Below are 26,086 nucleotides of genomic sequence, written 5' to 3' on the forward strand. Positions count from 1 at the left end.
GACCAACGAATGAACGCGCGGGAGCCAACGATGCTGGCGTCGAGTGGACGCCAGCACCACGGCCCGCTCCACATTGAGTAGTCGCTGACCCGATTTCACTCCGTGAAGCAGCGCAGGATCTTTTGAAGGCTCAGAAGACCGGACGCTTGCATATTGGCTACCGGCTGGATCTTTGAGCCGTTCCGGAAGCCGCGCTTGCACCTCTAATCCCGGTCGTGTTTCTTACGGGCCCAGGTGAAATAAAGGCTGGCGTCGACGCAAGGAAAGCAGGTGCACAGGACTTCTTGGAAAAGACCAGCTCGGCGGCGGTGCTGATGGAGGCGATCGAGCGAGCGCTAGCGCAATATGAGAGACGACGGGCCGAGCACGACCGTCTGCAGAAAGTGAGTGGCTTGATTGCGAGTCTGAGCGCGCCTGAAGCCGAAGTCTTTGGGCTTATCGTCCGTGGCCACCAGGTCATGGAGAAGATCGCCGCAAAATTGCTTGCGGAGGTCTTATTGATCGCCGCCGACATCGGTCGTACCGCGACCACAGGGTGATCGGACGCTCTTCCCCTAAGGGCAATATCAACCGACCGCCGGCACGCCTAGAGTGACGTAAACCCGCGTATGTAGCGCAATGTCACGCATGAGCGCATGAGGTGGGAAAGCTGCGCCGCACTGTCGCCGTAGTCGATGATGATACGAGCCTACGTCGAAGCGTGGGTCGGCTCCTCAATGCCTACGGATTTGCGGCTGTCGAATATGCATCGGCGGAAGCTTTTCTCCGTCACGACGTGAAAACGCCGATCGACTGTCTCGTGCTGGATATCGATCTCGGAGGCATGTCCGGCATCGAACTGCGCAAGCTGAAAGGGGCTGGAGCGAAGCTGCCGATGATCTTCATCACTCGTGGGATCCGCACTCATCGATGCAGTCAAGAAGGCGCTCGGATCGTGGGTTCGCGACTGGGGCAACCAGTTTCGAGCGAACCAGCAGCGCCGGTCGGGTTTGGAGCCCACTCCCACGGGTAGCATTGAAAGAGAACACAGTACGGGTCGGCCGTCGGTTCACATCGCGTCAAGAGCAAGCAATATTTGCCCAGCCTAACTACCCCGAAATCGTCGTTTCCGTCCCTCCGATGGAAGGCGACCTCCGTCGGGCGATCTTTCGCACTACGGTCTTGAGGCTTACAGCGGCCGAAGAGGTTAGGCCAGAACGAGCAGCCTGCGTTATCGTGATTGCCACGAAGTCTGCATCTATCTCCTTCGGATCGATCTGAGCAAAGTCCTGGCCGTTTGCTGTCGGAATGAGAACACCGACACGAAGCGCAGGCTTCAGGCGCTTGAGGCGGCGGATCATCTGGCGGGCACGGGACTTCGAATTGCCGTTAAGATACGTGACGATCGCCGTGTCGACCCCGTCGACGGGAAGTGCCAGGGATCCACGAGCAGCATGCTCGGCATAAAACGATCGCGTCGCTGCGGCGCCCTGGACTTCTAATATCTGCGAGAGCATGGCAGCGGCAGCGTCGTCCAGACCACCGCGTCCGCCGATGCACAGAAGGGAGTGGCCCTCGCCGTCAGGAAGCTCCAATTCGGCGTCTGCCGGTGACGGTTCCTCCGGCGCAGTTTCATCCTCATTCTCCTCGTCATCCGCTATATCGGACAGGTTCCCAACCAAGGACAGCGAGCTCGACGCGACCATCTCAATCTGCCTCTCCGACATCACGCCGCGCTGACGATCGAGTTCGGCCAGTAGAAGCGCCGGCATACCTACCTTGTCGTAGTACTCGACGAGATATTCCTCTTTGAGGAACTCTTCGGCATTGTCAGAAGCTTCGTTAGGATCCCCGGCCAGGAGTCGTTGATAAAGCTTTTCGTGAGGCTCCAGCACCGGCTCGTTGCCGAGCAGGACGTCAAGGAATTCGAACTGCGGAACATGTCTTCCCAGCACGACGAGGCAGACCGTCAAAGGGGTCGATAGCATAAGGCCAAGCGGACCCCAGAGCCAGGACCAAAAGATCGCCGAGATGATAATTGCCAATGGCGACAATCCCGTATGCGTCCCATAGAGCCATGGCTCCAGCACGTTGTTGCTGACCAACTCGGTAACCAGATAGAGGGTGCCAACCCAGACCACCAGTGACCATCCCGGTGCGATCGCGAGCGCGAGAAACAGCGGCAACATCATCCCGATGATTGCGCCAATGTAGGGCACAAACCGCAAAACCAGGCTCAGCAGTCCCCATAGGATTGCGTTCGGGATGCCGAGGGCCCAGAGACCGATGGTAATAGGCACGGCGTACAGCGTGTTCACCACCAATTGCATCAGCAGATATTTTCCGACCCGCGCGCCGGCATCCTGCAGCGCTGCTGTGGTTCGGTGGAGGTCGCCCAGGCCGACCAGCCGGATGAACCGGTCGCGCAGCTCTTCCCGCTCGAGAAGCATGAAGATTACAAGTACCATAACCAGACCAGCGGTTGCGAACGGACTAATAAGGGGCAGCAGAAAGTTGCCCAGCGTCTGGATTGGATCGGAGCGCGTCACGATCTCGACAGGCATCGGCGTTCGGATGGTCGGCGCCTCAACTTTCGGATCCTGGCTTTCGACGGCACGGGTCTGTATTTCGGCGCCCACGCGTTCGACGGCTTTGCTAAGGTGCTCGAACACGCCGTTTCCCGCACCTGCCTGCGCCAGTGAATGCACCTTATCGACAATGTTTCGCTGATATGTCGGAATGTTCTCGGCAAGATTGGTAACCTGCGTTGCCACGACGACGCTGAATACGGTAATCGCGCAGAATGCCGACGCAACGGCCAGCAGAACGGCGGGGATCTTCGGCACAGAACGCTTGCGAAGGAAGGATACGATCGGCGCGAGTGTAAACGTCAGGAGCAGAGACAGCGCGAGCGGTACGAATATCTCTTGGCCCAGCCGAAGAATAACGGCCACGCCGATCAGGATCAGTATCGTGCGTCCGGAGAGCCGGTTGCGAAGCTCGCCATCCGGAAGTCCATGGGGTGCCGCGGACGTCGCCGCCTTTAAAAATTCTGTTCCGCTCATCAGCCACCTCCAAGCATTGCGAAGAACACCCAAGTGCCCGAAATGGACCCAAGCTCAAAGCGGGCACGGGAACAATCAGTTATACCGCAGGCTGGCCTTGAAGTCTCTGCGTTCACCCTCTTGCCTCGCCACCAGCTGCTCCGCGGTCAGCCAGGGCAACGACGATCCGGTCAGCCTTCTTCAGGCGGCCGTTCATCTGCGAGCCGGTCTCGACGACTTCGCCCATCATTTCGTGCCTGATATTATTTCCCGACTTCATCTTTGGGATGAAAATATGGAAGAGATGGGGGTTCCGAGCCGCAAATCCGCAAATCGCGCAGCTCGTCACTTTGATGAGCGCATCACGGGGATGCTCGATTTCCGGGTCCGATACCGTGTCGCATCGGATGTCTTCCTTGCCATGCCAGACGCGCGTCGAATGTCTGCTCGATGAAATTGCCGGCCGTCCCGAACACGGCCGGGTCTACATGCCATGCCGGCTCATAGAGCGAGGATCACTCGCCGATCTGTCGGTTCCGGCACCCGTCCGAGTAGCGGCAGGGAGGTAATGCCATGACCGTAAGCACAATATGCCGATGTCACTTTCGACGTCTAAAAGTGGGAGCGTTCCCGCGATTTGTCGAGCCCGTCTCGGCAAGAGCATCCGCCAAGGGTGGCCCTATTATGTGATGATGGCGCTGGGCCTCAGATTACCAGTAATCGGCGAAACGTCACGAGCTGGTGCAACAGATGCAGTCCATCATTCACCGGATGATGGAAGCGATCTCAATGATGGCTAAAATCAGTGGAGGGATAACGCAATTCGAACTCGCTCAAAAGTCTTATGGCTTGGGCGGCAGCCGTTTCGGCCGCTTCCGAGGTTTCCTGAGCAATGACGGCCGCGTTTCGCGTTAATTCTGCGGCCAACACTTCCATTTCGTTCCAACTCGGATAGTGTCGAAGCTTAGCTACTCCCGCAGAGTATTGCAGCATCGACGCGAGCGAACGCAGGACCGACTCCCGCCGTTCAGCACTCATACTCCCCAAGGTCGATCGGGTGGACATTGTACGCTCCTATAAGGGGCTGTCCGAAAGATGACCGAGAAGTGGCGACAACCATTCTCCGGGTGAGCTTGTCATTTAAGTAGGGCGTTCGCTGCTTGTTGCAAGCCTTGGCTTCAATACCTCACCGGAACACAAAGCCCGTTCATCGATTGGCTAGCAACTTTTGTGGAATATTTTCCCGGAATATTCTGATTTAATGGCCACCATCGGTATTTATTGGGAGTAGGCTGGAGAACAAATCTCTTCGCACGGCGCATAATAACGCGCATTTCACACGCGACCGAGGAACCCCTGACAGCTATACTCCCCCCGATGCCCCACGAAACGGGTGATCCATCTCTAGATCAGATAAGGGGCAGGTTGAACGAATCCTGACCAGTACAGAGTTAAGACTGCAGCTGCGGGCGAGAAGATTTCTGCAATTCGTCGTCGAGGAAACCCTTGGTGGCAGGCAGGGTACCTGAAGGCAGTGACGATCGCTCAACTTGTGTTCGGTCGGGATGCATCCTTCGATGCACAGGCCGACTTCTGTTTCCGAATCGAAGCAAGTCGGATCCGCCGCGAGTTGGAGCGATACTACCTGCTTCAGGGCTCGGAAGATGACATTGTCCTTACCGTTCCCAAAGGGACATACATTCCAAGCTTTCGGGTGCGAAATATGCTTAGGCAGGAAGCTTCTGTGTCGAGAAAGCCTCAGCCCATGCCTGTGCATTCGGTCTCGAAACGCAAGTCGATTTGGAGCCATGGCGTTGGTTCGCTGCATCACTGACTATCTTGGCTGTTGTCATGGCCCAGACGTTGATTTGGCTGGTCGGGCGGGGCTCGGCGACCACAACGACAATTTTTCGATCCTAGTCAAAACGTTTGGGCCAATACGCCAAGGCGGGGTAGTGTCGCTCCTATCCCGAAGTCTTTCCTTTGAGGTTGTGAGCAAGCTGATGCCATTCAAGAAGCTTGTCGTAAAGGCAGATGGGACGCGCTCCAGAAGGGAGGACGTAGGAACATCCAGCCACGCGCCGAAACATCACCGTCGAATTTTCGGACAGACCTTCGATTGCTGAATTTTATATCCTCTCCTTTTCTCAAACTCGCCCCGCCTGGCAAGCAAGCAGACCTTGCGCGTATTCATTCTCGCTCAAATGAGGACGGCCTTCGAGGATCAGCCGAATTGATTCGCTAATACATGTGCTCTGTGAGCCTACTGTCTAGCTTGGCCGTTTGGTACCTGTTCCGGCATCTAAGCTTCTCGGAGCCCCCCACACCCCTGGGAGGGCTCCTTTTGATGAGGTGTGGTGGCAAGATCAATGGGTCGCTCACTTTCGACCAGGCCCAGCGGAAGATCTTGCCTGCAACGTCGGATTGGATTTTCAGTAATGGCTCCACGCCCAAGTCAGCTTCGTAGCGACACTCCCGACAGACGGCTCGATGCCAGCTTCCGCCAGCCGTTCGGAATAGCGAATGGACACATATTGCGATCCGCGGTCGGAATGATGAACCAGCCCGCCACGATGGACGGGCCGCCGATCATGCAGTGCCTGGTCGAGGGCATCGAGAACGAAGCCCGCATGGGCAGTCCGGCTTGCTCGCCAACCGACGATGCGGCGAGCGAAGGCATCGATCACGAACGCGACGTAAACGAAGCCCTGCCAAGTGGCCACATACGTGAAATCAGAAAGCCAGAGCATGTTCGGCGCAGGGGCATGGGCCGGTCTTGTCACTGATCGTCGTGTGGATCGGCTTGCCACGAATTATGCCCTGCAGCCCCATTGCCCTCATAAGCCGAGCAACAGTGGTGGTGATAGTAGCCCTGGTCTTCTAGTTCTGGACGTGGGGGTGCCAGGGGCTATCCTTGCGGTGGCGATGCTGGCCACTCCCAAAATCGTCTGCGATGGAATAGGGCCTGCTCCCATCGGACACTTTCTCAGCGGTGACGAATAAAGGCGCAACAGACCTGGGCCGAACAGAAGAAAAAGGGGATCCCGATGCAATGCGCTCGCTGATCCCGCTGAGGTTAATCCGCAGCGACATTTCCCTGTGAAACGTTGCGGGGGCTGAGAGAAGAACYGCTCCATCTCTCATGCGGCGTTTGTTCTGTGGGGTCGTTCTGAACTTGCCCGGCCGGGCATCGTCGGCGCCCTCAACAAGCTTGTTTCCAACACGAGAAACGCTTGCGTATGGGCTACAAAGGACGGGAAATCCTATCACCTCGATTTGCATCACCTCAACATCTCTAATTACTTTCGAAATTATATCAAAAGTTGGAACAAGCTTTCACGGATCGTGTTAGTGCGTATGGATAAAGACCGATTCGACAAGATCGCCGAACCCATAGCACTCGTCGTGGATGACGAGCCATTGATACGTATGGATACTGCCGACTTCATTTCAGAAGCAGGATATTACGTCGTGGAAGCGGATACGGCCGACGAGGCTTTCGCTTTTCTCGAAAAATACAGCTTCCTCCAGCTGCTGTTCACCGACGTGCAGACCGGTGGAGATCTTGATGGTTTCGGATTGGCCAGGACGGTCGCCGAGCGGTGGCCAGACATAAAGGTGATCGTCGCATCGGGAGCAAGGATGCCCAAAGAGGGTGATCTCCCAAGCAATGCGAGTTTTGTTCAAAAGCCGTTTTCTGCCGCGACCCTTCTCGAAGCACTGCAAGAGCACTTTCCACATGAAGTAAGCAAGAACCGAGATAAGAGCTGATACTTCGTGCAGGGCGCGTTAGCCGTTTGAGAGACCTCCACTGGCTGATTGTAAAGGCATCGTGAATATGAACCGGGTCTCTGAGTCGTCCGACGTAACAGAAAGCTTCCCGCCATGTACCCTGGCGATCTCGCTTGCTATGTACAATCCAAGCCCGAGACCCTGTTGGCTGCCTCTGACTTCACCGCGGAAGAACGGCCTAAACAGCGTTGTCTTCACCTGATCTGAAATTGGTTCGCCRGCGTTGGCGACCCAGAGCTCTAGGCGACCTCCAGTTGTCGTCGCACCAATTTGAATTGGCTTTGCGCTGTCGCCATGGGTAACCGCATTCCCGATCAGGTTCGAAAGAAGTTGGGACATACGGGGATGATCGCAACGGACGTCGCGATCTAGTTCGAAATTGCTCCGAATATCCAGATGCGGATGGACCGATCGGATCTCCTCGACAACATTTTCCAGAACGGGACGTAGCGGCGCCTCCGAAACGACGTCTAACTTAAGTCCGTCGCCGAGGCGCGCTCTGGCGAAATCAAGCACATTGTCAACGAGATCGCGCATACGGATGGCACTCGACTGCATAAGACCAAGAACGTTGCGGTCCTCCACGCTCATCTCTTCCGTGCGACCTAAGCGCCTGATTCCCGCCATCATCGAAGCAATTGGATTTCGCAGATCGTGTCCAAGCACGGCGACGAACTGCTCTCGAACCACCGAGAGCTCGCGCTCCTCGGCGAGCTCGACCTGAGCCTGGACAAGATCGGCATTGTTATCCAGATTATTCGCAATCAGCTTGGCGAAGAGCCGGAACATGCCGATCGTCTCGGGATTGTCGACCTTATGAGGTGCCGGATCGATGGCGCAGAGCGTTCCGAAAAAACTTCCGTCACGACGGATGATCGGAACGGAAATGTAGCTTTTCAGGCCGTAGATCGCAGGCGTGTGATGGTTGCGGTATTGCGGGCTTTCATCGACATCGTCGATGACTACGAGATCATGACTTTGGCGGATCTCGTGACAAATCGTCGATTCGACCTTGAGTTCGCCGCCAGCCTTCAGCCCGAAATCGACATCGTCGAGTACCGCGCAGGCAACCCAGCGGCTGTCGGTGACGCGAGCGACGGCCGCAAAGCCCATGTGGGTTGTCTTGCAGATGACTTCGAGGATCGTGGGTACCTCGACCATCTGGCCGATGGCCTGCAGGTCTACCTGGAGATCATCCATGGCATCGCTCCTTCTATAATCTTTCCTCTTAAAGCTTCGGCGGCAGGAAGTCATTGCAATAAGACATAGGCTACATGGAGGATGAGGTGACTATCAAGAAGGACAAAGTGACGTCCGTCGATCCTCCGAATTTGGCGTGAGTGCAACGCCATCTTTTTGGCTCGATCACATCCATCGCGGTGGCCTTGCCGGGCAGCAGCTCCGCCGGCAAGCTCTTGTGATGGGCCGACCGGTGCTGCACCGGCACAGCCGCATGCCGGTATCCGCTAAATGGTGGTAAAGAAGCTTTTGATGGCCCCAAAGCCGCCGCCTGATGCTGACGGTGAGAAGATGTTCCGATCCGCCAGCGCCGGGAACTGTTATTTCATCAGGCTGCACTGCGAAGAGCATTTTCGATTGTCGTTCGGACAAAGTCGCTTGTACCAACGTCATGCGGGGCTATCCGCGCCGCCGCCGAAGGTTTCTGCTTTTCCGCCGCTCAAATGATGGGGTCAAACCCCAATCACGAGCAATCGTCCGCGTCGATGAAATGCCGATGTCGAGCATGTAAGCCCTGCTCTCGCCGTAGCCGCTCGAAACGTCGAGAGGCGTGCCATGACCCATGCCGGAAATCCTGTACAACTCGATCGCGTCACGCCCCGAACTGTCCTTCCAAATGAGATGTTCATGCCCGGCAGCGACATCACAAACGGGTTCTGTGACGCCATGCACGCCTTTCCACTGATCAACAATCGCACGTCCGTTCGCGTCGTCGACCGTACGGTCCGATGTGCCATGCCAGACGGACACAGTTGGCCATGGCCCCTTGTGCTTTGAGGCGGGCAGGAGGATGACTTAAAGAGCCGAAGCCGAAGGAAGGGCATGTCCGCGCATTCGATCGAAGGCTTGCGGGACTGTCGACGCCGTGCCGTATGGAAGCCCCGCGATGATAGCCCCCCTGCAAACATTTCCGGATAAGCGGCAAGCAGCGCGTTCGCCATCGCGCCACCGGCCGACAGTCCCGTGACGTAGACCCGCTTGGGATCGACGCCATGATCGGAAACCATGCTTTCGATCATCTCCCGGATCGAGCGCACTTCACCCTCGTCGCGCGTCATATCGGCTGCGACAAACCAGTTGAAGCAGAGGTTTGCGTTGTTCTCCCGTGATTGCTCCGGGAAGAGAACCGCAAATCCAAAGTCATCGGCCAGCTTCGACCAGCCCGAACCCTGATCATACCCTGATGCAGTTTGTGTGCATCCATGCAAGATGGCGACCAGCGCAGGAGCAGGTTGTCCATCGTCTGGCACCTGGTATCAAGCCGAAAGATTGCCCGGATTTTTCCCGTGAGATTTCAGTTTCTTCAAGGCACTACTTGGAGAATTAGGCTGTGGTATCGCGCGGTAGCGCGCCAGGCGTTCGATCGTATCGGAAATGCAGCGCATAAAGCGATGCTCCGGTTGGCGCGGAATGCCTGATGACGCCCCGTCAGCGTAATGTAATGCTGCTTGCACAATTACAAGCGAGCCCAATCGGGTCCGAGGGAGCGTTCGTTGCGGGGGGCGCAAGGTCTACCGGTTTCAGCTGCCATCCACACGAACCCAAACGCTCAGGCTACCGCCATTTGTCGGGAAGGTTGCCTGACCTGCGTCGTCGATGGTGATTGTTTCCCCGTGATGGCCAAGAAAATCCATGAAAGTGACGCCGCGGTGCTCGATACCGACGCCCACCACTTTCTCGGCTGCTCCGCCGTTTGACATGACGACGACGCAGCCGGGCGCTTGCGCGCTGCCATGCCGTACGAAACCGACGCATGAGGCATCATCGAACAGATCGGTCTGAGGCCCGTTGGCAAAGCGTGCACGCGCCTCGATCAGTTGCGAGAGGCAGTCGATGACCGGCATGTCGATCTCGGTCTTGCTGTCGTCGTCCTGTTCAACTGTGTATTGGGCGCCGTAGAGGTCCGGATAGAAAATGCATGGCACGCCTTGTTCACGCAAAAGGATCAGCGCGTAGGCGAGGGGTTTGAACCAGGGTTCCACCGCCGCCTCGAGTGCCTGCCCAAGCTGCGTGTCGTGGTTGTCGACGATGGTGACCGCATGTCCGGGCATTGCAGCAACGAGCGATCCGTCAAAAATCGTGCGCATATCGAAGGCCTCACCAGCAAGCGATGCCTCATGAAAGCGATGATGAAGTGCCACGTCGAAGAGCATCAACTGCTTGTCCACGAGATCGAGATAGTTCGTCAGGACATCCATATCTGGATGCCAGTATTCGGCGACCACGAACAGGTCCGGGTTGATCTGATCGCGCATGTGGCCGACCCAATCCTTGAAAAACCAGGCGGGGATGTGCTTGACCGCGTCGAGTCGAAAGCCGTCGACAGGCACCTGGTCAGGAAGCCATCGGCCCCAGTATTTGAGTTCCTCGCTGACTGCTGCGTTTCGGAACTCGACATTCGCACCCATCAGAAAATCGAAGTTGCCAAGTTCATCATCGACCTGGTCGTTCCACTCGCCGTCGCCATACTCGTTAACGAGGCGGAAAATGCCCTTTTCGTTGGGTTGCTCGATTACATCGACGCCACTGAAACACGTCATGTCCCAGATAAAGTTCGAATACTTGTCCTGGCGCCCAGGGAAGGTAAAGCGAGTGTAGGCAAGCGCATCGAACTGTTCGTCCTCGATCTGAAGCCGGTCCTCTTCGTTCACGCGACGAACTTGGACACGCTCTTTCTCGTCGGCGCCCATCTTATGATTGAGGACGACATCATGGATGACACGCATACCGTTGTTCTTGAGGCTATGGCAGGCCCTTTGCAGCGCGGCGCGATCCCCGTACTTCGTGGCGACCGTCCCTTTCTGGTCGAACTCACCGATATCGAACAGGTCATAGGTGTCATACCCGACCGAATAGCCGCCCGAGGCGCCTTTGTATGCCGGCGGCAGCCAAACGTCGGTGATGCCCATGGCGGCAAGGCTTTCGGCCTTGTCTTCCACTTCTTTCCAGAGACAGCCGCCATCGGGATAGTACCAGTGGAAGAATTGAAGGAGGGTTCGCGGTGTCATGGATTTGGCTTTCGGGAAGGATATTCAGATGCAAATCATCGATTGGATCGGCGAGGTGGCAGGCACGTTCGCGCGGACGCTATCGGGCGCGGCAGCTCCGCGCCCATCGTCGCTCATTTCGGTTGCGGCGATTTCAAGGTAGCCTTCAAATCCTTGAGCTCGGCATCCTGTCGAACCGCCGCCTGTTCGAGACCATCTCGATAGGAAGAATTGGTCTCGGCGATAATCCTGTTTACCTCCGTGATCTGGCCCTGCAGCTCATAGGGCATGCAGGCCGATGTTATCGTATCCCCGGTAGCTGTCGCCGCCCGTCTCATCACGGACGCGCTCTCTTTCCAGCTCTCGTTAAAGGCGTTGGCCCAATCGACCGGCGCAACGCCCGAAAGCTGCAGGACCATCGTCGTCAGCGGCCCTACCGCCGCCCCAGATGCGCCTTCGCTTAACTCGACGATCCTGATATCCTGAAACTCGGTCATTGGAACGGTCCTTCCTTCAGCTGTCCCAATTGCCTTGGCCGGTCACCGCGACAACAGGCAGTGACCGGCCGTAACGCGGCTGCGTCAGATTCAGGCAGCCTTCTCGGCGTTCTGATTGACGACCTTTGTTGCAATGGACGTCAGAGCAAGGTCGGTCGCCTGCTCTTCGTCGAGCGTTGTCTGAAGGAGCTTGGCGGCATCCTTCATGCCCAACTCGAGCGCCCAAGTACGCAACGTCCCATAGCGTGACATCTCGTAGTGTTCGACTGCCTGGGCTGCCGCAAGAAGGCCGGCATCGAGGGCTGGCGCGCCGGCATACTCATCCATGATCTCCGCGCCTTCCTTGACGATGCCCATCATCGCGTCGCAGGTCTTCTGCTCCGGCTTCTTGCCGATGAGCTTGAACACATCTTCGAGACGGGTAACGTGCACCTTGGTTTCGGCGAGATGTTTCGTGAAAGCGTCCTTGAGCTGCTTGCTCTTGGCGGCCTCATGCATCTTCGGAAGGGTCGCAACGATCTTATGTTCGGCGAAATAGACGTCCTTCAAGGTATCGTGAAACAGGACGTCGAGGGTTTTGGATTGCTTGGCCATGATTGGCTCCTTGGGTTTGGAATGATTATGTGGGATCAGATTTCCGGCCGCATTCACTGGTGCCCGGAGACCGCCGTGAGTTGTGATCAAGCTGCCGGAGGGCGACGGTAGCGGTCACGTTCCCGTTCGATCTGTCTGGCCCGTACGGATCGAGCGTGTCGTCGAAACGTGTCCAGCCTTGCGCGTTGTAGGAAGCCCGGCGTTCTGCAGGATCGACCCAGTTCGAACGTTTCAGGATCGCTTGGGCTTCAGGCGCAAGAGCATCATCCACCTTGGCCGTGACCAGGGTGCCACCGCGACGCACGCCTTCCGCGTAGAGGTTGGCGTCGTCCTCGGATACGCCCGAGCCTGTCAAGGCCCCGATCAGTCCGCCGGCTGCGCCGCCGGTTACTGCACCTGCAACGGCCCCAACTGCGGTTGCCGCAAGCCAGCCGGCGGCAACCACTGGACCAACACCTGGAATGGCCATGATGCCGAGCCCGGTCAAAAGACCGCCGGCGCCACCGACAACGGCACCGAGGCCTGCGCCCGATTCTGCGCCGGTCGCGGCACCCGACTCCCTGTCGGAATGGCGCTCGTCCGCGTTGTTGGAAACGATACTGATATCGTTCGAGGGAACGCCGGTTGCTTCAAGCGCGCTGACGGCGGAGCTTGCATCGGTATAGTCGTCGAAAAGTCCAGTAATGGCTTTCATAAAAGTATCCTTCGGATTCGTGAGTTGAGTTATTTCGCGACAACGTTGCCTTGATAATCGAGGGCGACCATGACGGCCTTGCCGTCCTTCATGCCGGCCGCCATCCAGATGCCGCTGTCGTCTTTCTTGAGGTCCTTGACCTCCGAATAACCGGCCTTCTCGATCCTGTCCTTGGCTTGAGCCTCGGTGAAGCTGTTCGCGCCCGCGACGGGTGCGGTCGGGTTCTTCGTGCCTGGCGTCGCGACCGCCGGATTTCCCGCATCAGTCGACGGGGCGGGAGTCGTTTGCGCAACAGCCGCCAGTGCCGAGGCTCCGACGAGCGCCGCGGCCAATATCATATTTTTCATTGAGGTTCTTCGCTTTCTCTGACCGGGTTCACACGGCCGTGAACAGACAACCGGTTCAGCCGGTTTAAGTTCCGTGTTTGAACTGGGTATCTGTCATAAACGAGAAACAAATAAAGCTCTTGATAATGCTGTCGAAAGAATAGCTTGTAAATATTACTGAGGAGAACGACATGATCGAATTCAAATCGGTCAACGGCAGCGACGAGCGATTAAGGGAATCGCTAAGCAATTCATAACGCTAGACGCTGAAATGGCATCACTCAATACGCTTTACCGTAAGTTGAGTGCCAAACGTGAGGCTTTGGCCTTGTCATAGTCACGCGAAGCGCGGGTATCCAGCTGAAAGTCTTGGCGATGAAAATCCGATGTCAGGGTTGATAAGATCATCTCGTTCTCGCGACTGGGATACCAAGCACGTCGACCTGCTTGCGGAACATGTCGAGGGGATTGAACGCTCCCTCCGATCCGCCACGATAGGCGATGCGTTACTGTGGCCTCGCCTGGCAGCCGCTTTCAGCGACTGCGCGAAGATCTTTGGTCCGCCCACATCAATGATGTGATCGAGCCGTGTCCGTCCGTCATTTCAAGCACCGACGTCGACCATTCCGGCATGCGCCTATGATTGATCCTGGCAGCCGTGCCGAGCGCTTTTGCGCGCTTTAGCCTTTCGTCGCTGCTAGATGTGACAATGACACGCGCGCCGCTGAAAGGTCGCCTTCACCTAATTCCGCGACAACCCCGCGGCGGTAAGAACGCCGCGGTGGCTTGAGAGAAGAAAGCCCCATCTCCGGTGGGGCTTTGTATCGCTTGGGGTGATGCGTTCACGTCTTAAAGCGTGTCGATAAGGCCGCCGTCCACCCGCATTGAAGCGCCGGTGGTCGCCGATGCTAATGGTGAGGCCAGATAAGTCACGATGTTCGCGATCTCCTCGACGCTCGCGGCGCGTTGAATGAGAGAGCTGCTCCGGTGTTGCTTGACGAAGTCGGCGGCGACCTCCTCGATCGACTTGCCCGTCTTTTCGCGCTCATCGGCAAGCATTGCCTCGACGCCTTCCGAGAGAGTGGGGCCAGGAAGAACGGAGTTCACGGTCACTCCGGTGCCCGCCATTCGCTTGGCGAGCCCGCGGGCGACGGCGATGTCGGCCGTCTTGCTGACGCCGTAGTGGATCATCTCGACTGGAATGTTGAAACCTGATTCTGACGCGATGAAGATGACCCGGCCCCAGTTCGCCTTCTGCATTCCCGGCAGATAAGCTCGCGACAGTCGAACTGCGGACATGACGTTCACCTGCCAGTGCCGGTCCCAGACCTCGTCCGCGGTGTCGAAGAAATCACTTGGTTGGAAAATACCAGCATTGTTGATGAGGATGTCCACATGAGGCAACTTCGCTACAAGCGTTGCGCAGCCTTCGGCGGAGGCGAGATCTGCCGCCGCTGCCGTGACGCCCCCCTTGGCGCCTTCGCTCTTCAGCCGCTCGGCGGCCCTCACGGTCTTTTCCTCGGATCTGCCGTTGACGACGACGTCAGCGCCCACTCTAGCGAGCTGTCGGGCGATCGCATAGCCAATGCCTTCCGTAGATCCTGTCACCAGGGCGGTCTTTCCTTTGAGATCGATCTGCATAGTTCTGCTCCTGTAAAGTTGGACGCCATTAATGGTTGCACGCACGGCGGGCGATGACGAGGTCGCTGCCGACAATAGAGGACGCGTCGTCAGCTGCGAAGAAGATGGTCGCCCTTCGCCGTCCCCTTGGTTAGAAGGGCGGCTTTGTTTGCAAGTCTGAACATGATGGACTTCTTTGCCTTATTGAGACGGCGTCGATGCGGGGTCGATGACGTTGATTTACTGCCGGAGATCTGTTCGAATTAGTAGGCCGAAGGCAATTCTGCTGTTCGGCGTCGCCGAACAACCCCAATCGCCCTTTGTCCTTTGCATGCCGGCCTTCCTCTGTCGCCGTAATGAAAGAAGGATGGGAAATGGTCTGGCAGCTTACTGATCGAGCGCGCGATCGACCAGACTTCTCGTTTGCCGTTTCACGTATGTAGATGAGCCTGAGGTCGAGACTTGGCCATGGGGACGACCAAACAACCCAGATTTTAGCTTGATCGGCAATGTCATTCGTAACGTTACGACCTCCATTAATTTTGCTTTGCGTCGAATTTTTCGGCGTCTGAAAACAATTGACAACATGCGCCCGATGCTTCATCCGTAACGTTACGAACGGCCGATGGAGGGAATAACCGCCGCAGCCCGGTCTTGTGAGGTGCAACATTCGCCTTGTGCCGCCTGCCGAAAGCGCCAGGGACGGCGAGGCCGCATGCGTCCGAGCGTGGATACTCGGCGACGAGTTAGGATCCGATGGATCATGGCGGTCTTACCGCAAGGCATTCGTCGACGACGCGGCTAGAGGAGGAGCATGTGCACAGGATCGTTTCGGCATTTCATAGCGCCACGGCACTACTGACTTTGTCGGTGGTCGGTCCTGACGCCGATGGAGAAAAGGTGGACGGACTCGGGCGATCGCGGCTGGAAGCAGGTCGGGAAGGATACGATGTCGATCCGCATCGATGCCGATGAAGCTGTCCCGCTCAACCGCGAGCAGCCGGTCTTGTTGAAACCTGGCCCGTCATCGCTCCTCGGCGGGAATGGTGGGGATCTGATCAACGATGGCACAATTTTCGATGACTGCTCCACCACTACTGAAACCGTGAGTGGCATCGCGCATTTTAAACTGACATCTGAAAGTTAATCAACATCCAGGGCGCCCCCCCACCTTGGCAGCCTTCAAACGGAGTAACGACCATTTTTTGCGTAGAAATCGTAGGACCGCGCCAAGCGCAGATCACTCAACGGCCAGACCCACAGGCGTCGGGCGATATCGTCAAGGTCGAGGTCTTGGTCGCTCCAATGTGTACGGAGTGGCAGGGGTGGCGCGCGGGAACGCACTCATGCGAACTCGGCCATGAGGCCGTAGGCGTTGTGGTTGATGCTGCGCAGTCGAGGCGCCTGAAGACGGGCGACAGGGTTATCGTCATGCCTCACGCCGGCTGCGGCGTCTGCCCCGCCTGCGCAGCGGGAGAGCACATCCACTGCACCTCGCAGCGAGACTTGTTGGGTGAAACGGGATCGTCTTCCGGGATCGGCTGCTATGCGCAATATCTTCTGAAGCCGGACTATATCTTGCAGCCGGTTCCCGATGATATCGAGACACACCACGCTGCCATGGCGATCTGTGCGCTTGGCCCGAGTTTCACGGCGATGAAGCGAATGCAGCTAACCGACAAGGACACGATCCTGATTTCGGGCTGTGGGGCGGTCGGGCTTGGCGCGGTCGTCAATGCTCGCACGATCGGGGCACGTGTCATCGCCCTCGAATTCAATCCCTACCGCGTTGCATTGGCAAAGGAACTTGGCGCAGAGCAGGTGATAGACCCTCGTGCGCCGGATCTTATCGAGCAGGTGCGCGCAGCGACCGGCGGCTATGGCGTCGACGCAGCGCTCGATACCAGCAACAATGAGGCGGCCCCACCGGTGGTTCTCGAACTAGTGCGAGCCAGGGGCCGGTTGTCCTTTGTCACCTGGAGCGGCTCGCTACCGGTTAACCGCATCACAGGCAAGGGCATTGAAATCTACGGCGCATGGCATTGGAACCATGATGTCTTCGCCGACGAGGTCCTGCAGCGCGTCCGCGATGCAAGACCGCTTCTAGACAAGCTGACGACACATCGTTTTGCGATGTCGCAGGTCGCAGAAGCCTTCGCTCTCCAGGAAACGGGCAATTGCGGCAAAGTGTTGCTCTATCCCCCCGAAGCCCAGCACTAGGGACGAATGCTTAGCTTGGGCAAATGCGTTTTCAATCCGAAAGAACGGAAGACCTTCTATGACCTTTAGACTTGGCGGATACGGAATTGACTACAATGGCGATCCGGAGGCTTACGCACAGGCGCATGTCGAATTCGGATACAACGCCGCCTATATGCCAAACATCAGCATCGAGAGCCGTGAGGAGATAAAGGCTCTGGTAAAGAGCTTTGCTGCGGCCGATCTGGTAATGGCCGAAGGCGGGGCCTGGAAAAACCTCATTGCCCACGATCAAAGCACACGGAAGGCCAACCTCGACTATGCCGTCCATCAGCTAGCGCTGGCAGACGAATTGGGAGCAGGCGCCATTGTTGCGTTCCACGGAACTGTTGGTCATCCGGGTGATCCCTGGCAGCTTAGCGACAATTATGATTATGGCCCGCATCCCGACAATCAAAGCGAGGCCGGCTTTCAGCGTGCAGTCGAGACAGCCCGATACGTCATCGATATGGTGAGGCCGAAGCGCGCGAAATTTTCGCTGGAAATGGTGCCTTGGCTGGTGACCGACACGCCAGAGAACTATCTCAAATTGCTGAAGGCGATTGATCGCCCGCAATTCGGTGCACATATCGACGCGGCTAACATGGTCATTTCGCCTCGACTTTATTTCAACACTGGAACGATGATCAGAGATTGCTTTGCGCTACTCGGGCCGTGGATCGTTTCTTGCCATGCCAAGGATCTTGTTATGCAGGGCGGCCCGGGGACGATCTCGTTCCATCTCGATGAAGTGGTGCCTGGCGAAGGAAACCTTGATTACATTGCCTATGTGATCGAGATCGCCAAACTCAACCGGGACGTTCCACTCATGCTGGAGCACTTCGACGTTCTCGGCTATCGTCGCGGTCTCGCCCACATCAAGTCGATTGCGCAAACCGCCGGCGTTATTTGAAACGAATTAACCTGCCCTATGGTTATGCAGGAAATCAGCCGGCATTGGTGTCCGCTACGAGACCGTTGAAGAATTTCCACGTGCGCACCATGCCAAAGCCCCCGGGGGCACGGGTCAGGGCGGTGCGACTGCCTTGCAGCGCATGTTCCTTCACGCGGGCCAGCACCTGATCGCGGTGTTCAGCCAGCCCCCTGACCGGCTTCGCATCATGCTTCGCGTCGTGGCGAGCATCTGCGGACAGCGATCGCGAGACGTCGACGCCCTCCTTGACCTTGCCTTCCTTGTAGCGCGCCGCGGTATCGGCAGCCTGCTGCCGCCCTGTGCGGACACAATTGGATCTATGTCGGCGCCGTCGGAACGGGTTTCACGGAAAAGGACGTCGCTCACCTGAAAAACACGCTCGACACGCTGAAGACCAGGACACCTGTCGTTCCTCTTAAAGGCAAGAACTGCGTCTTTGCGCAGCCGAAGCTGATCACCGAGATGGAATTCGCGGCTGGACCGACGACGGTAATCTGCGGCATGAATCTTATAGAGGCCTTCGGGGAATTCAGGATAATGCCRCGGATTAGGGTTGCGTCGGCACACTCCAAGCGGAAGAAATTTTTTTCTTCCGGTGCTCTTGAATCTTAAATCCTCAAAAACCAAATCGTTTGCCGCCAGCCGCTAATGATGGGCTGGCCTTGCTGGGAGCGCTGTCTTTCGGCGCTTCCGTACCCATGTTGCTTCAAGGAGGATATGGCTATGGCAACATCTTACGACTACGCACCCTTGTTCCGATCGACCGTCGGCTTCGACCGGGTCTTCAATCTTCTCGAAAACGCCCAGCGTGCCCGCGCGATCAGCGACTGGCCGCCCTATGACATCGTCAAGACTGGCGACGACAGCTACCGGATCTCGATCGCAGTGGCTGGATTTGCCCAGGACGATCTCGACATCACCTTCCAGTCCAACTTGCTGACCGTCACCGGCAAGAAGCAGGAGGCTGCCAATGAAGGCTATCTGCATCGCGGCATTGCCGGCCGGCCGTTCGAGCACCGCTTCGAGCTTGCAGACCATGTCAGGGTGAACGGCGCCGATCTGCAGAACGGTCTCCTTTCGATCGATCTCGTGCGTGAGATCCCCGAGGCCTTGAAGCCGCGGAGGATCGACATCCATACCAACCAGGCTCTTTCACAGAATGTCGCCCCGGCGCAGATCGAAGCGCAGAAGGCTGCTTGATTGAAACCTTGGAAAACGGGCGCCGTCGGGGCGGCGCCCGTCGATATTGCGGGTTGGAAAGGAGAGCGTCATGAAACCCGATATGTTCAAACAACCTGTTACAATCCTCGTCGGCCTTGGCTTTCCCGCCGAGGTCAACACCGTCATGGATGCCTACCGACATCTTGCAGAATGGCCAGTATCGTTGCGCGACACGGCGCATTCAGTGGCTTTCAAGGCGTGCAGTGCCGCGCTGCGCGGTGATATCGAAGCGGAGACCGCACGCGGCCTGTATGCTGCCTTTGCCGAGAAACACGATTTACTAGCGCCTGAAACCGACATGGTCGCCGTCTCCCGTCGCAGGCACGACAAAGATCCGCACGTTCGATAAGGAGCTCGACATGCACGACATCTTAAAGGAGGCGGCTACCAACGCCATAGCGATGGGACCAATGGTCCTGCTACAGGGCATTCAGATTGAGCGGCCGCTTGACGTTGTGAAAGCGACTGCGCTCTCCGCGGACGACAAGCGGACTATCCTGGCGTCGTGGGCTTCCGACTTCTATGCGATCGATTCAAAGCCGGCGTTCCGTCATATTCCGGGAACACCGGAGCCGGTTTCCATCGATGAGGTTCAGGCTGCTCTCAAAGAGCTCGATCGGCGTTACGGGTATTGATTGAGCCTACCGGCCCAACCGGGCCGGTTCGAGCCCAAAGATTTGGTAGATCTCACAATCACGATCGCGGCTATGAATGCGTTCAACCGGCTAGGCGTTCCATTCCGGCTGCCAGTGAAGGCGCAGCCCTGAAAACGCGCCGGCGCCGTTGCTCAGACGGCGCCATTCGTCTCATATGTCGGGTTGTTATTGGCCGCGTTCCGCGAAAAGCGCCCGTCAACTCGACCGATAAATTCGCACGTTGCGATCCGTCTCATTGATGGAACGCAGTCGCCGTTTGAAAAAGCGCGCCCGAACCATCCAAAGGCCGTCGATCAGGTGAGTGCGGCCGCACCGGCTTCCCTACGAGGGCATTGTCTTGAAGTCGTCATTGAGCTGCACGCGACCGCTCGTGATCCTCAGGGATAGGTCGTGCAGAGGTTCCCGCAATTTGGCCACGGCCGGATCGACCGTCACACTTGCCCCTGGTAAGGGAAATGGAGGGCTTCAGGATACTCGAGGCGCCCTAATCGCGCTGGGCGCCCGTGTGACGAGTTCGATCGTGTGGTTTCCGGCACACCAGTCTTCAAGTCGGACAACGGCATCGGTATAGAAAGCCGTTGGCGATGTCGCTTTTCGAAGCAAGAATGAGGTTGTCACCGTCCGGTGTTGACGAGCCGTCGGAAGACGCGGAACTTGGATCGAGTTCGCCGCGCCTTGCGTCTTCTGGCGTCCGTATGGTTGGCGAGCACCAGATGGTCGACGATCCGTCTTCCAGGCGTTTCTACCGCTTGGCGCTCGTGGTCGGCACCTCGGCCGCAGCGCACGAATAGTTTACTGGAACGTAACTGGTCTACTTGCAGGAATGTTGTCGCCGCCCATGTTCATCTAGATCGTAACCGATGAAGAGAAGACGCGATGGGTTGGATGGTAGACCTCGGGTTTCACACAGACCTGCTTCGACATCTGATCGTGCTACTCGTCGCTTACGTGCTGGCTTTGCCGATCGCTTGGGATCGCGAACGCAACGAGCGCAGCGCCGGTCTTCGCACCTTTCCACTCGTGGCAATCGCCGCGTGCGGGTTCATCCAAGCGGCAGAAACTGTGACCAAGGAGAATGCGGAGGCTACGGCAAGGATTGTGGAGGGAATTATCAACGGCGTCGGGTTCATAGGCGGGGGTGCGATCCTCGTCGGCAAGGCCAGCATTCGTGGGACCGCGACCGGTGCTAGCCTCTGGGCCACGGGCGCGATCGGGGCAGCGGTTGGTCTAGGCGCGTACGAGACCGCGGTCGTCCTGTCGATTGCACTTTTGTGACTCTCCGGGTGATGACGAACTTCAAGGTCGAGGGAAAGGCAATTAACGAAGAGCTGCCAGTCACCGAGAATAGCGCTGAGAGGACCCATTGACGGAGAGTGCGCCTGCCGCGCTCATTTCAAGCTCTGCCAAGGACTTTCGAACGCTTCTGGGGCAGAACTTGCGTGGAGCATGGAAATCATTCCAGGCGCAGGACACGCTGACCAGAAGATATTTGATCGCGCTATAGATATTTTTTCGAGCTCATCGTGAAATTCGACCACCCGCTAAGCCGCCGTCCATGGCTGATGGTTAGGGAAAAGATGTCGATCTTGCCAAATTTTGCCGTTGCGGCTATAGGCGTTCATATGAGCACGATGAACATTTCTCTCCCGGACCATCTTGAGAGCTTCGTCGATGAGCAGGTTGCTGGACGTGGTTACGGGACTAGCAGCGAATATATCCGCGAATTAATTCGGCGAGATCGGGACCGTCTTGTTTTGCGCGGACTGTTGGTTGACGGAGCATCGTCCGTACGATCCGATCCCGCCGATAGGCGCTATTTCACTGAACTGCGTGAGCGTGTGCGTGGTCGGCACAGTAAGTGACAAACAGGTATATCGTCCCTCGGGAACTGGCTCGCAGTGACGTCGAAGCGGCCGTAGACCACTATGTACTCGAGGCCGGCATCGAGGTTGCCCTCGGCTTTGTTGACGCTTTGGGGCAGCCTATGATCTGATTGCGCGATATCCGGAATCGGGATCGCTACGATATGGATACGAGTTAGGATTGCCTGACCTGCGCAGCATTTCGCTGAAACGATACCCCAATATCGTCTTTTATCGTGATCAAAAAGATCATGTCGATGTGTGGCGTGTGCTTCATGGGAAACGCGACATTCCACCGTCGATGCACGAGCCTGAGAATCATTGATTATCACGACAGATTTGCAGCTGCAGATTTTCCAGTCTTTTGATTCCAATGCCCATAAAGGCGACCATCTTTGGCCCGCCGCCCGCTCGACGAGATCACTCAAGCCAATCCAAGCATCAGGACAGGCTGCATGCGAACGTAAAGGACCTCCGCGACGCACAGGTTCAACTGTTTTGCAACGGCTGAGTCGTTAAGTGATCTCTTCTGAGATCGCTTTAGTGCTTGCATCTCGGAGGCTGTCAGATCAATGCCGACACCCGAAGGACGCTCATTGCCTCACGTTGACGCAATAACGGAAGAAATCAGTGCAGAAGGATTCCGCCAGGCTCTTCTCCGAGCCGCGCGCGAAGCCGGGATCGCCACTTTTTCGATTGTCTCTGAGGCCGCGCTCCCGGCGTCAGCTTAAACGCACATCTGTCGTTAAGGGAACAATGACCAAGAGAAACGTAACGCCGCGTTCCAACGAAGGCTCGAGATGCGGTGGGGGCGCTTAGGCAAGCTTGGTATTCAAGTGAGGCTGGCGAAAAGCCTAGATTCGCGTGTCCCTGGGCAGAGACGCGCGCCCGCAAGGCTGACCCGCTAATTTTTGGGGGTTGGAGTAGAGGCCACATATACTAGTCTACCGCTATCCGCTGGTTTGTCCGTATGCCTGACTTTAGGCACCCCCATACGGACAAATCAGTTGGTCGCCTGGCTCGACGAGGCCATCACCCACAAGCCCAAGGCCAGATTTCACCATCGACCGCGCATAAGCGGCCGGCTGTCGCGCGGCAGTCACGCCCAGATGACCCTCTGGCCGAGTTCAAGCGCCAAAGCGTATCATCGTGTATGTTGGATCAGCGCCGACCCTATCGCAGACTTCTTGAAGTTGCTCATCGGTCGCGTCGGCTAAGATCCCTGTCCGCACAAGTACTGAGTCCAAGCCGACTGATTTTGCGCCCAAGATATCGTGTTCGATGCTGTCTCCAATGCAGACAACGCGCCGCGTGTCTGTAACGCCTGCAAGCCTCAATGCGTGCTTATAGATATCGGGATAGGGTTTCCCAAGCCAGATGACTGATCCTCCCATCTTCTCGTAGAGCTTGGCGATGCTCCCGGCACCCGGAGCAAGGGCACCGTTATGCAATTTGTGTATATCAGGGTTTGTACAGTAGCACGGGATGCCATTTTGAGCGGCAGGGCGCAACAGCGCTTGGTAGTGTTCCATCGAGATCTGTTCGGCTTCGCTACCCGAGACGATAACGATCTCGGCCGCCGATGCGGTTTCCACTGATCGCAGCCCAAGCCGATCCGCGAGGTTGCTGTCGCCGCCGCTGGAGATCGTCAGACAACGGGCGCCTTTCGCAATCACGTTTTCCGGCCGCGATAGGATTTCGAAGGCGACATCCCCCGAGGTGACGAAGAAGTCAAAGCTGTTCGCTGCAAAGCCAAGCTTGATGAGCCGCTCGGAATTGTACTCGCCACTTCTTCCGGAGTTGGAAAGGATGACGATTGTCTTGCCCGACGATGCCAGAATTGCCAGAGCATCAGCCGCGCCTTCGTAGGGGCCGGTATCGTCTCTGAGTACGCCGAACTGATCGATGAAAAAAACGTCATAGGCCTGCTTCAACTGAGCCAAGTCAGTCGGTCGCGGCTTAGACATGGGCATTGTCCAATTCGGATATCACAAGCGCAGCTGTTCCGACCGCCGCCTCGGTCGACTTCGCAGCTATCATCTCCACGCCCATTGCCAGGGCTCTCATTTTGCTCCAGGCCGGGTTTCGTGCTCCACCACCGACCGTTCTCAGGCTTTTCAATGCTGGCGACCCGAGTTCGTGTAACCGCTGGTAACCAAGCCTTTCGATTTCCGTCATCCCTTCGAGAATAGCGTGGAAAAACAGGACGTCGTCGGCCGGCCGCGGCGTGAGTCGCGGCGCATAGTGAAGGTCGTTGATGGGAAAACGCTCTCCCGGACGGAGGAGGGGGTAGAAGTCCAGCCCGAGCTTTTGGGCCGGATCGATCATCTGCGTGAGGTCGTCCAGCCGGTCATCTCCAATCAAGGCGCGCACGACATTTCCGCCGCTGTTCGACGCCCCTCCAACTAGCCAGAAACCTCCGACACGATGCGAGTATATGCCATATTGCGGAGCGGTGATCGGAGCATCCGATGCCAGTTTCAACACGATAGTGGAGCCGAGCGCTGTCACGGCGTCGCCAGTACTCGATGCGCCGGTCGCGAGAAATGAGGCACAGCCGTCGGTCGTGCCCGCATGAAACCAAGCGGTCTGCGGTAGTCCGAGTTCGCGTAAGTAGCCTTCGATCGGAGCGGTTCTCTTACCTGCTCGGTGCACGATAGGCAGCTTGGTCGTATCCATTCCTGCCGCTTCGATCCAATCTGGCCAGCTTTCAATCTGCAGGTCAAAGCCTGTTTTCAGCGCATTGTTCTCGTCACTGGAACGCGCTGGGCACCCAAGTTTCATCGATATCCAGTCAGCTTGGTGTACGATGACCGCGGCACCTTTCGCATGAGACAGATGTATCGCTCTTGCGAGGCCCGAATTCGCTCCCACAGCCGCGCTGCCCATCGGAGCACTGTCCGCAATGCGTTCGACAACTGCCTGATCGGGACAGGGGTCGTTGTACATCAAGACTGAGCCTGTTGGCTCATTTGAGCTATCCAGCGAAAGTACGGTCCCGCTTGTCCCGTCGACGGCTATCCCCTCGATCGAGCCCAGGTCCGTTTTTTCCGAGAGTCCTTCGACTGCTTCCTTGACCCTGTTCCACCAGCAGGCCGGTTGTCGCAGTTCATCCCGCGACCTAAACGGCGCGGCCGCGAAAGCGAGGGGATTTCCGGCGCGGTCGACAGCTGCTGCGCGAGCACCGGACGTGCCGATATCGATGCCGAGGGCGACGGCAGGGCCAACTTGCCTATTCACGCGGACTGCCTCACCGATCCTCTATCGAGCGCTTGGCGATATTGCTCGGCCTCCCAATGGGTCAGTTCGTATTCATCGCCCTGTGACAGATATTCGACCTTCTTTCCCATCGGTATCCGGCCGACCACTTCCGCCAGGCAGCGCGCCATTACTTCCCCGCCCGCCGTCAGCGTATTGGACAGCAGGATCCCTTTGTCGGGGACAATCAACATCTTAGGCACGTCACGACCCTCTTTGTGCAGAGCCGCCTCGAAATCCGCGGCGTTTTGCCCTTGGGGAAGGACACCAATTTCGGTTCCGAGGAATATTATGTGGTCCGGGTATAGGGAGCCGCCGAGCGCAATCTCCCGATTGGCTTCCGAAATCGCGACCGCGTGGCTATCGACGTCTCGAGCCACGTGAAAGCCCGAGCCCTCCGCAATCGCGGTGAGGGCGTCGATATCCGGTGTGTTGGTTTCGCGTGGCTCGCTGGACAGCGCAGAGCTGATCCGCTCAATGCGACCTTCCACTTCCTCGACGGTGTCACCGCAGACGATAATGCCGTGATTGAAGAGGATCAATACGTCCGGATTAGACGCAGCAGCCTTATCGATCTCCTTCGCAAGAGGAGTGCCTGGTCGCCTGTAGGGTATTGTTACCCACTTGAGGTCGGGCAGGTCATTCATGCGTGTGGCAAGCAGTGCGTCGCGGTCTTCCAGGACGGCAAGTGCTATCGCGTTTACGCAGTGGTAGTGCGCAACCACCGGGCTTTTGAGAGCTGCGTGAAAACTGGTTTCGATCGATGGTCGCAGTCCGCTGGAGTTCAGTTCCGAAACCACGAAGTCGGTGGACTTCTCCGCGCGAGGATCACCTCCTCGAAGAGCGGCAACCAACGGTTCGACAACCACCGGAACCATGATGTCCTCAGCATTGGCTTTGGAGAGCCAGGTGCCCGATGCCTTCACCCACATGACGCCGTCTCTCTTGATCGACGTATTACCGCCAGCGCCCTGTGTCTTGAGGATATCGTTGCCGATCCGGCTGGAAAGCCGGAGGAAGTCTTTGAAATCATCGGTATTCCTCAGGTCCGGTTCGGTCATGTCTTCTTCCTCCTGCGGCGCTGCCCCTTGCTTCAGAACCAATCAGTCCCGTAAGCAAACTTTGGCGCAATCCTATTTGCGTGA

General features: G+C 57.3%; 21 protein-coding genes and 11 pseudogenes. 16 read left to right on the plus strand and 16 right to left on the minus strand.

Annotated elements, in window-relative coordinates; translation table 11 throughout:
* Window positions 1-194: 194 nt before the first annotated feature.
* Together AC1DF8_RS27710 and AC1DF8_RS27715 are read left to right on the plus strand one after the other, a co-directional pair.
* A pseudogene (locus AC1DF8_RS27710) lies at window positions 195-539 on the plus strand (response regulator transcription factor); the annotation flags it as partial.
* Window positions 540-640: 101 nt separating this feature from the next.
* Window positions 641-889, plus strand: a pseudogene (locus tag AC1DF8_RS27715) (response regulator transcription factor); the annotation flags it as partial.
* Window positions 890-1,088: 199 nt separating this feature from the next.
* Here AC1DF8_RS27715 and AC1DF8_RS27720 read toward each other — a convergent pair.
* The 3 genes and pseudogenes from AC1DF8_RS27720 to AC1DF8_RS27730 all read right to left on the minus strand — a co-directional run bounded on the left by AC1DF8_RS27720 (window position 1,089) and on the right by AC1DF8_RS27730 (window position 4,088).
* On the minus strand, window positions 1,089-3,044 hold the full coding sequence (locus AC1DF8_RS27720; protein WP_183851292.1) for an AI-2E family transporter: 1,956 nt from the start codon (window positions 3,042-3,044) through the stop codon (window positions 1,089-1,091).
* Window positions 3,045-3,201: 157 nt separating this feature from the next.
* A pseudogene (locus AC1DF8_RS27725) lies at window positions 3,202-3,480 on the minus strand (alcohol dehydrogenase catalytic domain-containing protein); the annotation flags it as partial.
* A 329-nt stretch (window positions 3,481-3,809) separates the two neighbouring features.
* Entirely contained in the window at window positions 3,810-4,088 is a 279-nt protein-coding gene (locus AC1DF8_RS27730) for a hypothetical protein (RefSeq protein WP_162710218.1), read from the minus strand.
* A 335-nt stretch (window positions 4,089-4,423) separates the two neighbouring features.
* On the opposite strand from AC1DF8_RS27730, the pseudogene AC1DF8_RS27735 reads away from it, so the two are divergent.
* A pseudogene (locus tag AC1DF8_RS27735) lies at window positions 4,424-4,740 on the plus strand (hypothetical protein); the annotation flags it as partial.
* A gap of 751 nt (window positions 4,741-5,491) precedes the next feature.
* On the opposite strand, the pseudogene AC1DF8_RS27740 reads toward AC1DF8_RS27735, so the two are convergent.
* Window positions 5,492-5,879: pseudogene (locus AC1DF8_RS27740) on the minus strand (DDE-type integrase/transposase/recombinase); the annotation flags it as partial.
* 501 nt (window positions 5,880-6,380) lie between these two features.
* Between AC1DF8_RS27740 and AC1DF8_RS27745 the strand changes: the two are divergent.
* On the plus strand, window positions 6,381-6,794 hold the full coding sequence (locus AC1DF8_RS27745) for a response regulator (RefSeq protein ID WP_478155843.1): 414 nt from the start codon (window positions 6,381-6,383) through the stop codon (window positions 6,792-6,794).
* 18 nt (window positions 6,795-6,812) lie between these two features.
* On the opposite strand, the gene AC1DF8_RS27750 is transcribed toward AC1DF8_RS27745, so the two are convergent.
* The 9 genes and pseudogenes from AC1DF8_RS27750 to AC1DF8_RS27790 form a co-directional block, all read right to left on the minus strand.
* On the minus strand, window positions 6,813-8,069 hold the full coding sequence (locus AC1DF8_RS27750; RefSeq protein ID WP_478155812.1) for a GAF domain-containing sensor histidine kinase: 1,257 nt from the start codon (window positions 8,067-8,069) through the stop codon (window positions 6,813-6,815).
* A gap of 313 nt (window positions 8,070-8,382) precedes the next feature.
* A pseudogene (locus AC1DF8_RS27755) lies at window positions 8,383-9,439 on the minus strand (extracellular catalytic domain type 1 short-chain-length polyhydroxyalkanoate depolymerase).
* A 135-nt stretch (window positions 9,440-9,574) separates the two neighbouring features.
* A complete protein-coding gene (gene amyA / locus AC1DF8_RS27760; protein WP_478155813.1) occupies window positions 9,575-11,062 on the minus strand; it encodes an alpha-amylase in 1,488 nt (495 codons plus the stop codon).
* A gap of 113 nt (window positions 11,063-11,175) precedes the next feature.
* The gene (locus AC1DF8_RS27765) at window positions 11,176-11,538 is read right to left on the minus strand and encodes a hypothetical protein (protein WP_478155814.1); all 363 of its coding nucleotides are present in this window, start codon (window positions 11,536-11,538) and stop codon (window positions 11,176-11,178) included.
* Between the two features lie 90 nt (window positions 11,539-11,628).
* Window positions 11,629-12,132, minus strand: coding sequence for a YciE/YciF ferroxidase family protein (locus AC1DF8_RS27770; RefSeq protein WP_113207489.1), 504 nt, complete (start codon window positions 12,130-12,132; stop codon window positions 11,629-11,631).
* A gap of 86 nt (window positions 12,133-12,218) precedes the next feature.
* Window positions 12,219-12,826: pseudogene (locus tag AC1DF8_RS27775) on the minus strand (general stress protein).
* 29 nt (window positions 12,827-12,855) lie between these two features.
* A complete protein-coding gene (locus AC1DF8_RS27780; RefSeq protein ID WP_112547256.1) occupies window positions 12,856-13,173 on the minus strand; it encodes a PepSY domain-containing protein in 318 nt (105 codons plus the stop codon).
* Between the two features lie 513 nt (window positions 13,174-13,686).
* Window positions 13,687-13,863, minus strand: a complete 177-nt coding sequence (locus AC1DF8_RS27785) for a hypothetical protein (RefSeq protein ID WP_478155844.1) — start codon at window positions 13,861-13,863, stop codon at window positions 13,687-13,689.
* Between the two features lie 138 nt (window positions 13,864-14,001).
* On the minus strand, window positions 14,002-14,793 hold the full coding sequence (locus AC1DF8_RS27790; RefSeq protein WP_113207492.1) for an SDR family oxidoreductase: 792 nt from the start codon (window positions 14,791-14,793) through the stop codon (window positions 14,002-14,004).
* A gap of 928 nt (window positions 14,794-15,721) precedes the next feature.
* Between AC1DF8_RS27790 and AC1DF8_RS27795 the strand changes: the two genes are divergently transcribed.
* The 12 genes and pseudogenes from AC1DF8_RS27795 to AC1DF8_RS27850 all read left to right on the plus strand — a co-directional run bounded on the left by AC1DF8_RS27795 (window position 15,722) and on the right by AC1DF8_RS27850 (window position 22,008).
* Entirely contained in the window at window positions 15,722-15,919 is a 198-nt protein-coding gene (locus AC1DF8_RS27795) for a hypothetical protein (RefSeq protein WP_162735816.1), read from the plus strand.
* Between the two features lie 158 nt (window positions 15,920-16,077).
* Window positions 16,078-16,992, plus strand: a complete 915-nt coding sequence (locus AC1DF8_RS27800; protein ID WP_112547259.1) for a zinc-dependent alcohol dehydrogenase — start codon at window positions 16,078-16,080, stop codon at window positions 16,990-16,992.
* 58 nt (window positions 16,993-17,050) lie between these two features.
* On the plus strand, window positions 17,051-17,923 hold the full coding sequence (locus AC1DF8_RS27805) for a sugar phosphate isomerase/epimerase family protein (RefSeq protein WP_113207494.1): 873 nt from the start codon (window positions 17,051-17,053) through the stop codon (window positions 17,921-17,923).
* A 324-nt stretch (window positions 17,924-18,247) separates the two neighbouring features.
* Window positions 18,248-18,495, plus strand: a pseudogene (locus AC1DF8_RS27810) (ATP dependent DNA ligase); the annotation flags it as partial.
* A 172-nt stretch (window positions 18,496-18,667) separates the two neighbouring features.
* Window positions 18,668-19,144 (plus strand): Hsp20 family protein, encoded by a 477-nt coding sequence (locus AC1DF8_RS27815; RefSeq protein WP_112547263.1) that lies wholly within the window; start codon window positions 18,668-18,670, stop codon window positions 19,142-19,144.
* 70 nt (window positions 19,145-19,214) lie between these two features.
* Window positions 19,215-19,514: a DUF982 domain-containing protein gene (locus AC1DF8_RS27820; RefSeq protein ID WP_113207495.1), complete on the plus strand. Its 300-nt coding sequence runs from the start codon at window positions 19,215-19,217 to the stop codon at window positions 19,512-19,514.
* A 10-nt stretch (window positions 19,515-19,524) separates the two neighbouring features.
* Window positions 19,525-19,800, plus strand: a complete 276-nt coding sequence (locus AC1DF8_RS27825; RefSeq protein WP_113207496.1) for a hypothetical protein — start codon at window positions 19,525-19,527, stop codon at window positions 19,798-19,800.
* Window positions 19,801-19,827: 27 nt separating this feature from the next.
* Window positions 19,828-19,932, plus strand: a pseudogene (locus AC1DF8_RS27830) (carboxymuconolactone decarboxylase family protein); the annotation flags it as partial.
* Window positions 19,933-20,426: 494 nt separating this feature from the next.
* Entirely contained in the window at window positions 20,427-20,612 is a 186-nt protein-coding gene (locus AC1DF8_RS27835; protein WP_162735817.1) for a hypothetical protein, read from the plus strand.
* A gap of 85 nt (window positions 20,613-20,697) precedes the next feature.
* Window positions 20,698-21,188 (plus strand): annotated as a pseudogene (locus AC1DF8_RS27840) (MgtC/SapB family protein).
* A 219-nt stretch (window positions 21,189-21,407) separates the two neighbouring features.
* The gene (locus tag AC1DF8_RS27845; RefSeq protein ID WP_478155845.1) at window positions 21,408-21,683 is read left to right on the plus strand and encodes a ribbon-helix-helix domain-containing protein; all 276 of its coding nucleotides are present in this window, start codon (window positions 21,408-21,410) and stop codon (window positions 21,681-21,683) included.
* Window positions 21,680-22,008 (plus strand): annotated as a pseudogene (locus AC1DF8_RS27850) (type II toxin-antitoxin system RelE/ParE family toxin). Before AC1DF8_RS27845 ends, AC1DF8_RS27850 begins: the two are co-directional and overlap by 4 nt.
* A gap of 802 nt (window positions 22,009-22,810) precedes the next feature.
* Here AC1DF8_RS27850 and AC1DF8_RS27855 read toward each other — a convergent pair.
* The 3 genes from AC1DF8_RS27855 to AC1DF8_RS27865 are packed head-to-tail and all read right to left on the minus strand — an operon-like array spanning window position 22,811 to window position 26,002.
* Window positions 22,811-23,650, minus strand: coding sequence for a TIGR01459 family HAD-type hydrolase (locus AC1DF8_RS27855; RefSeq protein ID WP_478155815.1), 840 nt, complete (start codon window positions 23,648-23,650; stop codon window positions 22,811-22,813).
* The gene (locus AC1DF8_RS27860) at window positions 23,643-24,923 is read right to left on the minus strand and encodes a xylulokinase (RefSeq protein WP_113207500.1); all 1,281 of its coding nucleotides are present in this window, start codon (window positions 24,921-24,923) and stop codon (window positions 23,643-23,645) included. The genes AC1DF8_RS27855 and AC1DF8_RS27860 overlap by 8 nt, the downstream gene beginning before the upstream one ends.
* Window positions 24,920-26,002 (minus strand): class II aldolase, encoded by a 1,083-nt coding sequence (locus AC1DF8_RS27865; RefSeq protein ID WP_113207501.1) that lies wholly within the window; start codon window positions 26,000-26,002, stop codon window positions 24,920-24,922. Before AC1DF8_RS27865 ends, AC1DF8_RS27860 begins: the two co-directional genes overlap by 4 nt.
* Window positions 26,003-26,086 lie beyond the last annotated feature (84 nt).

Source organism: Rhizobium sp. 05N49 (assembly GCF_056396805.1).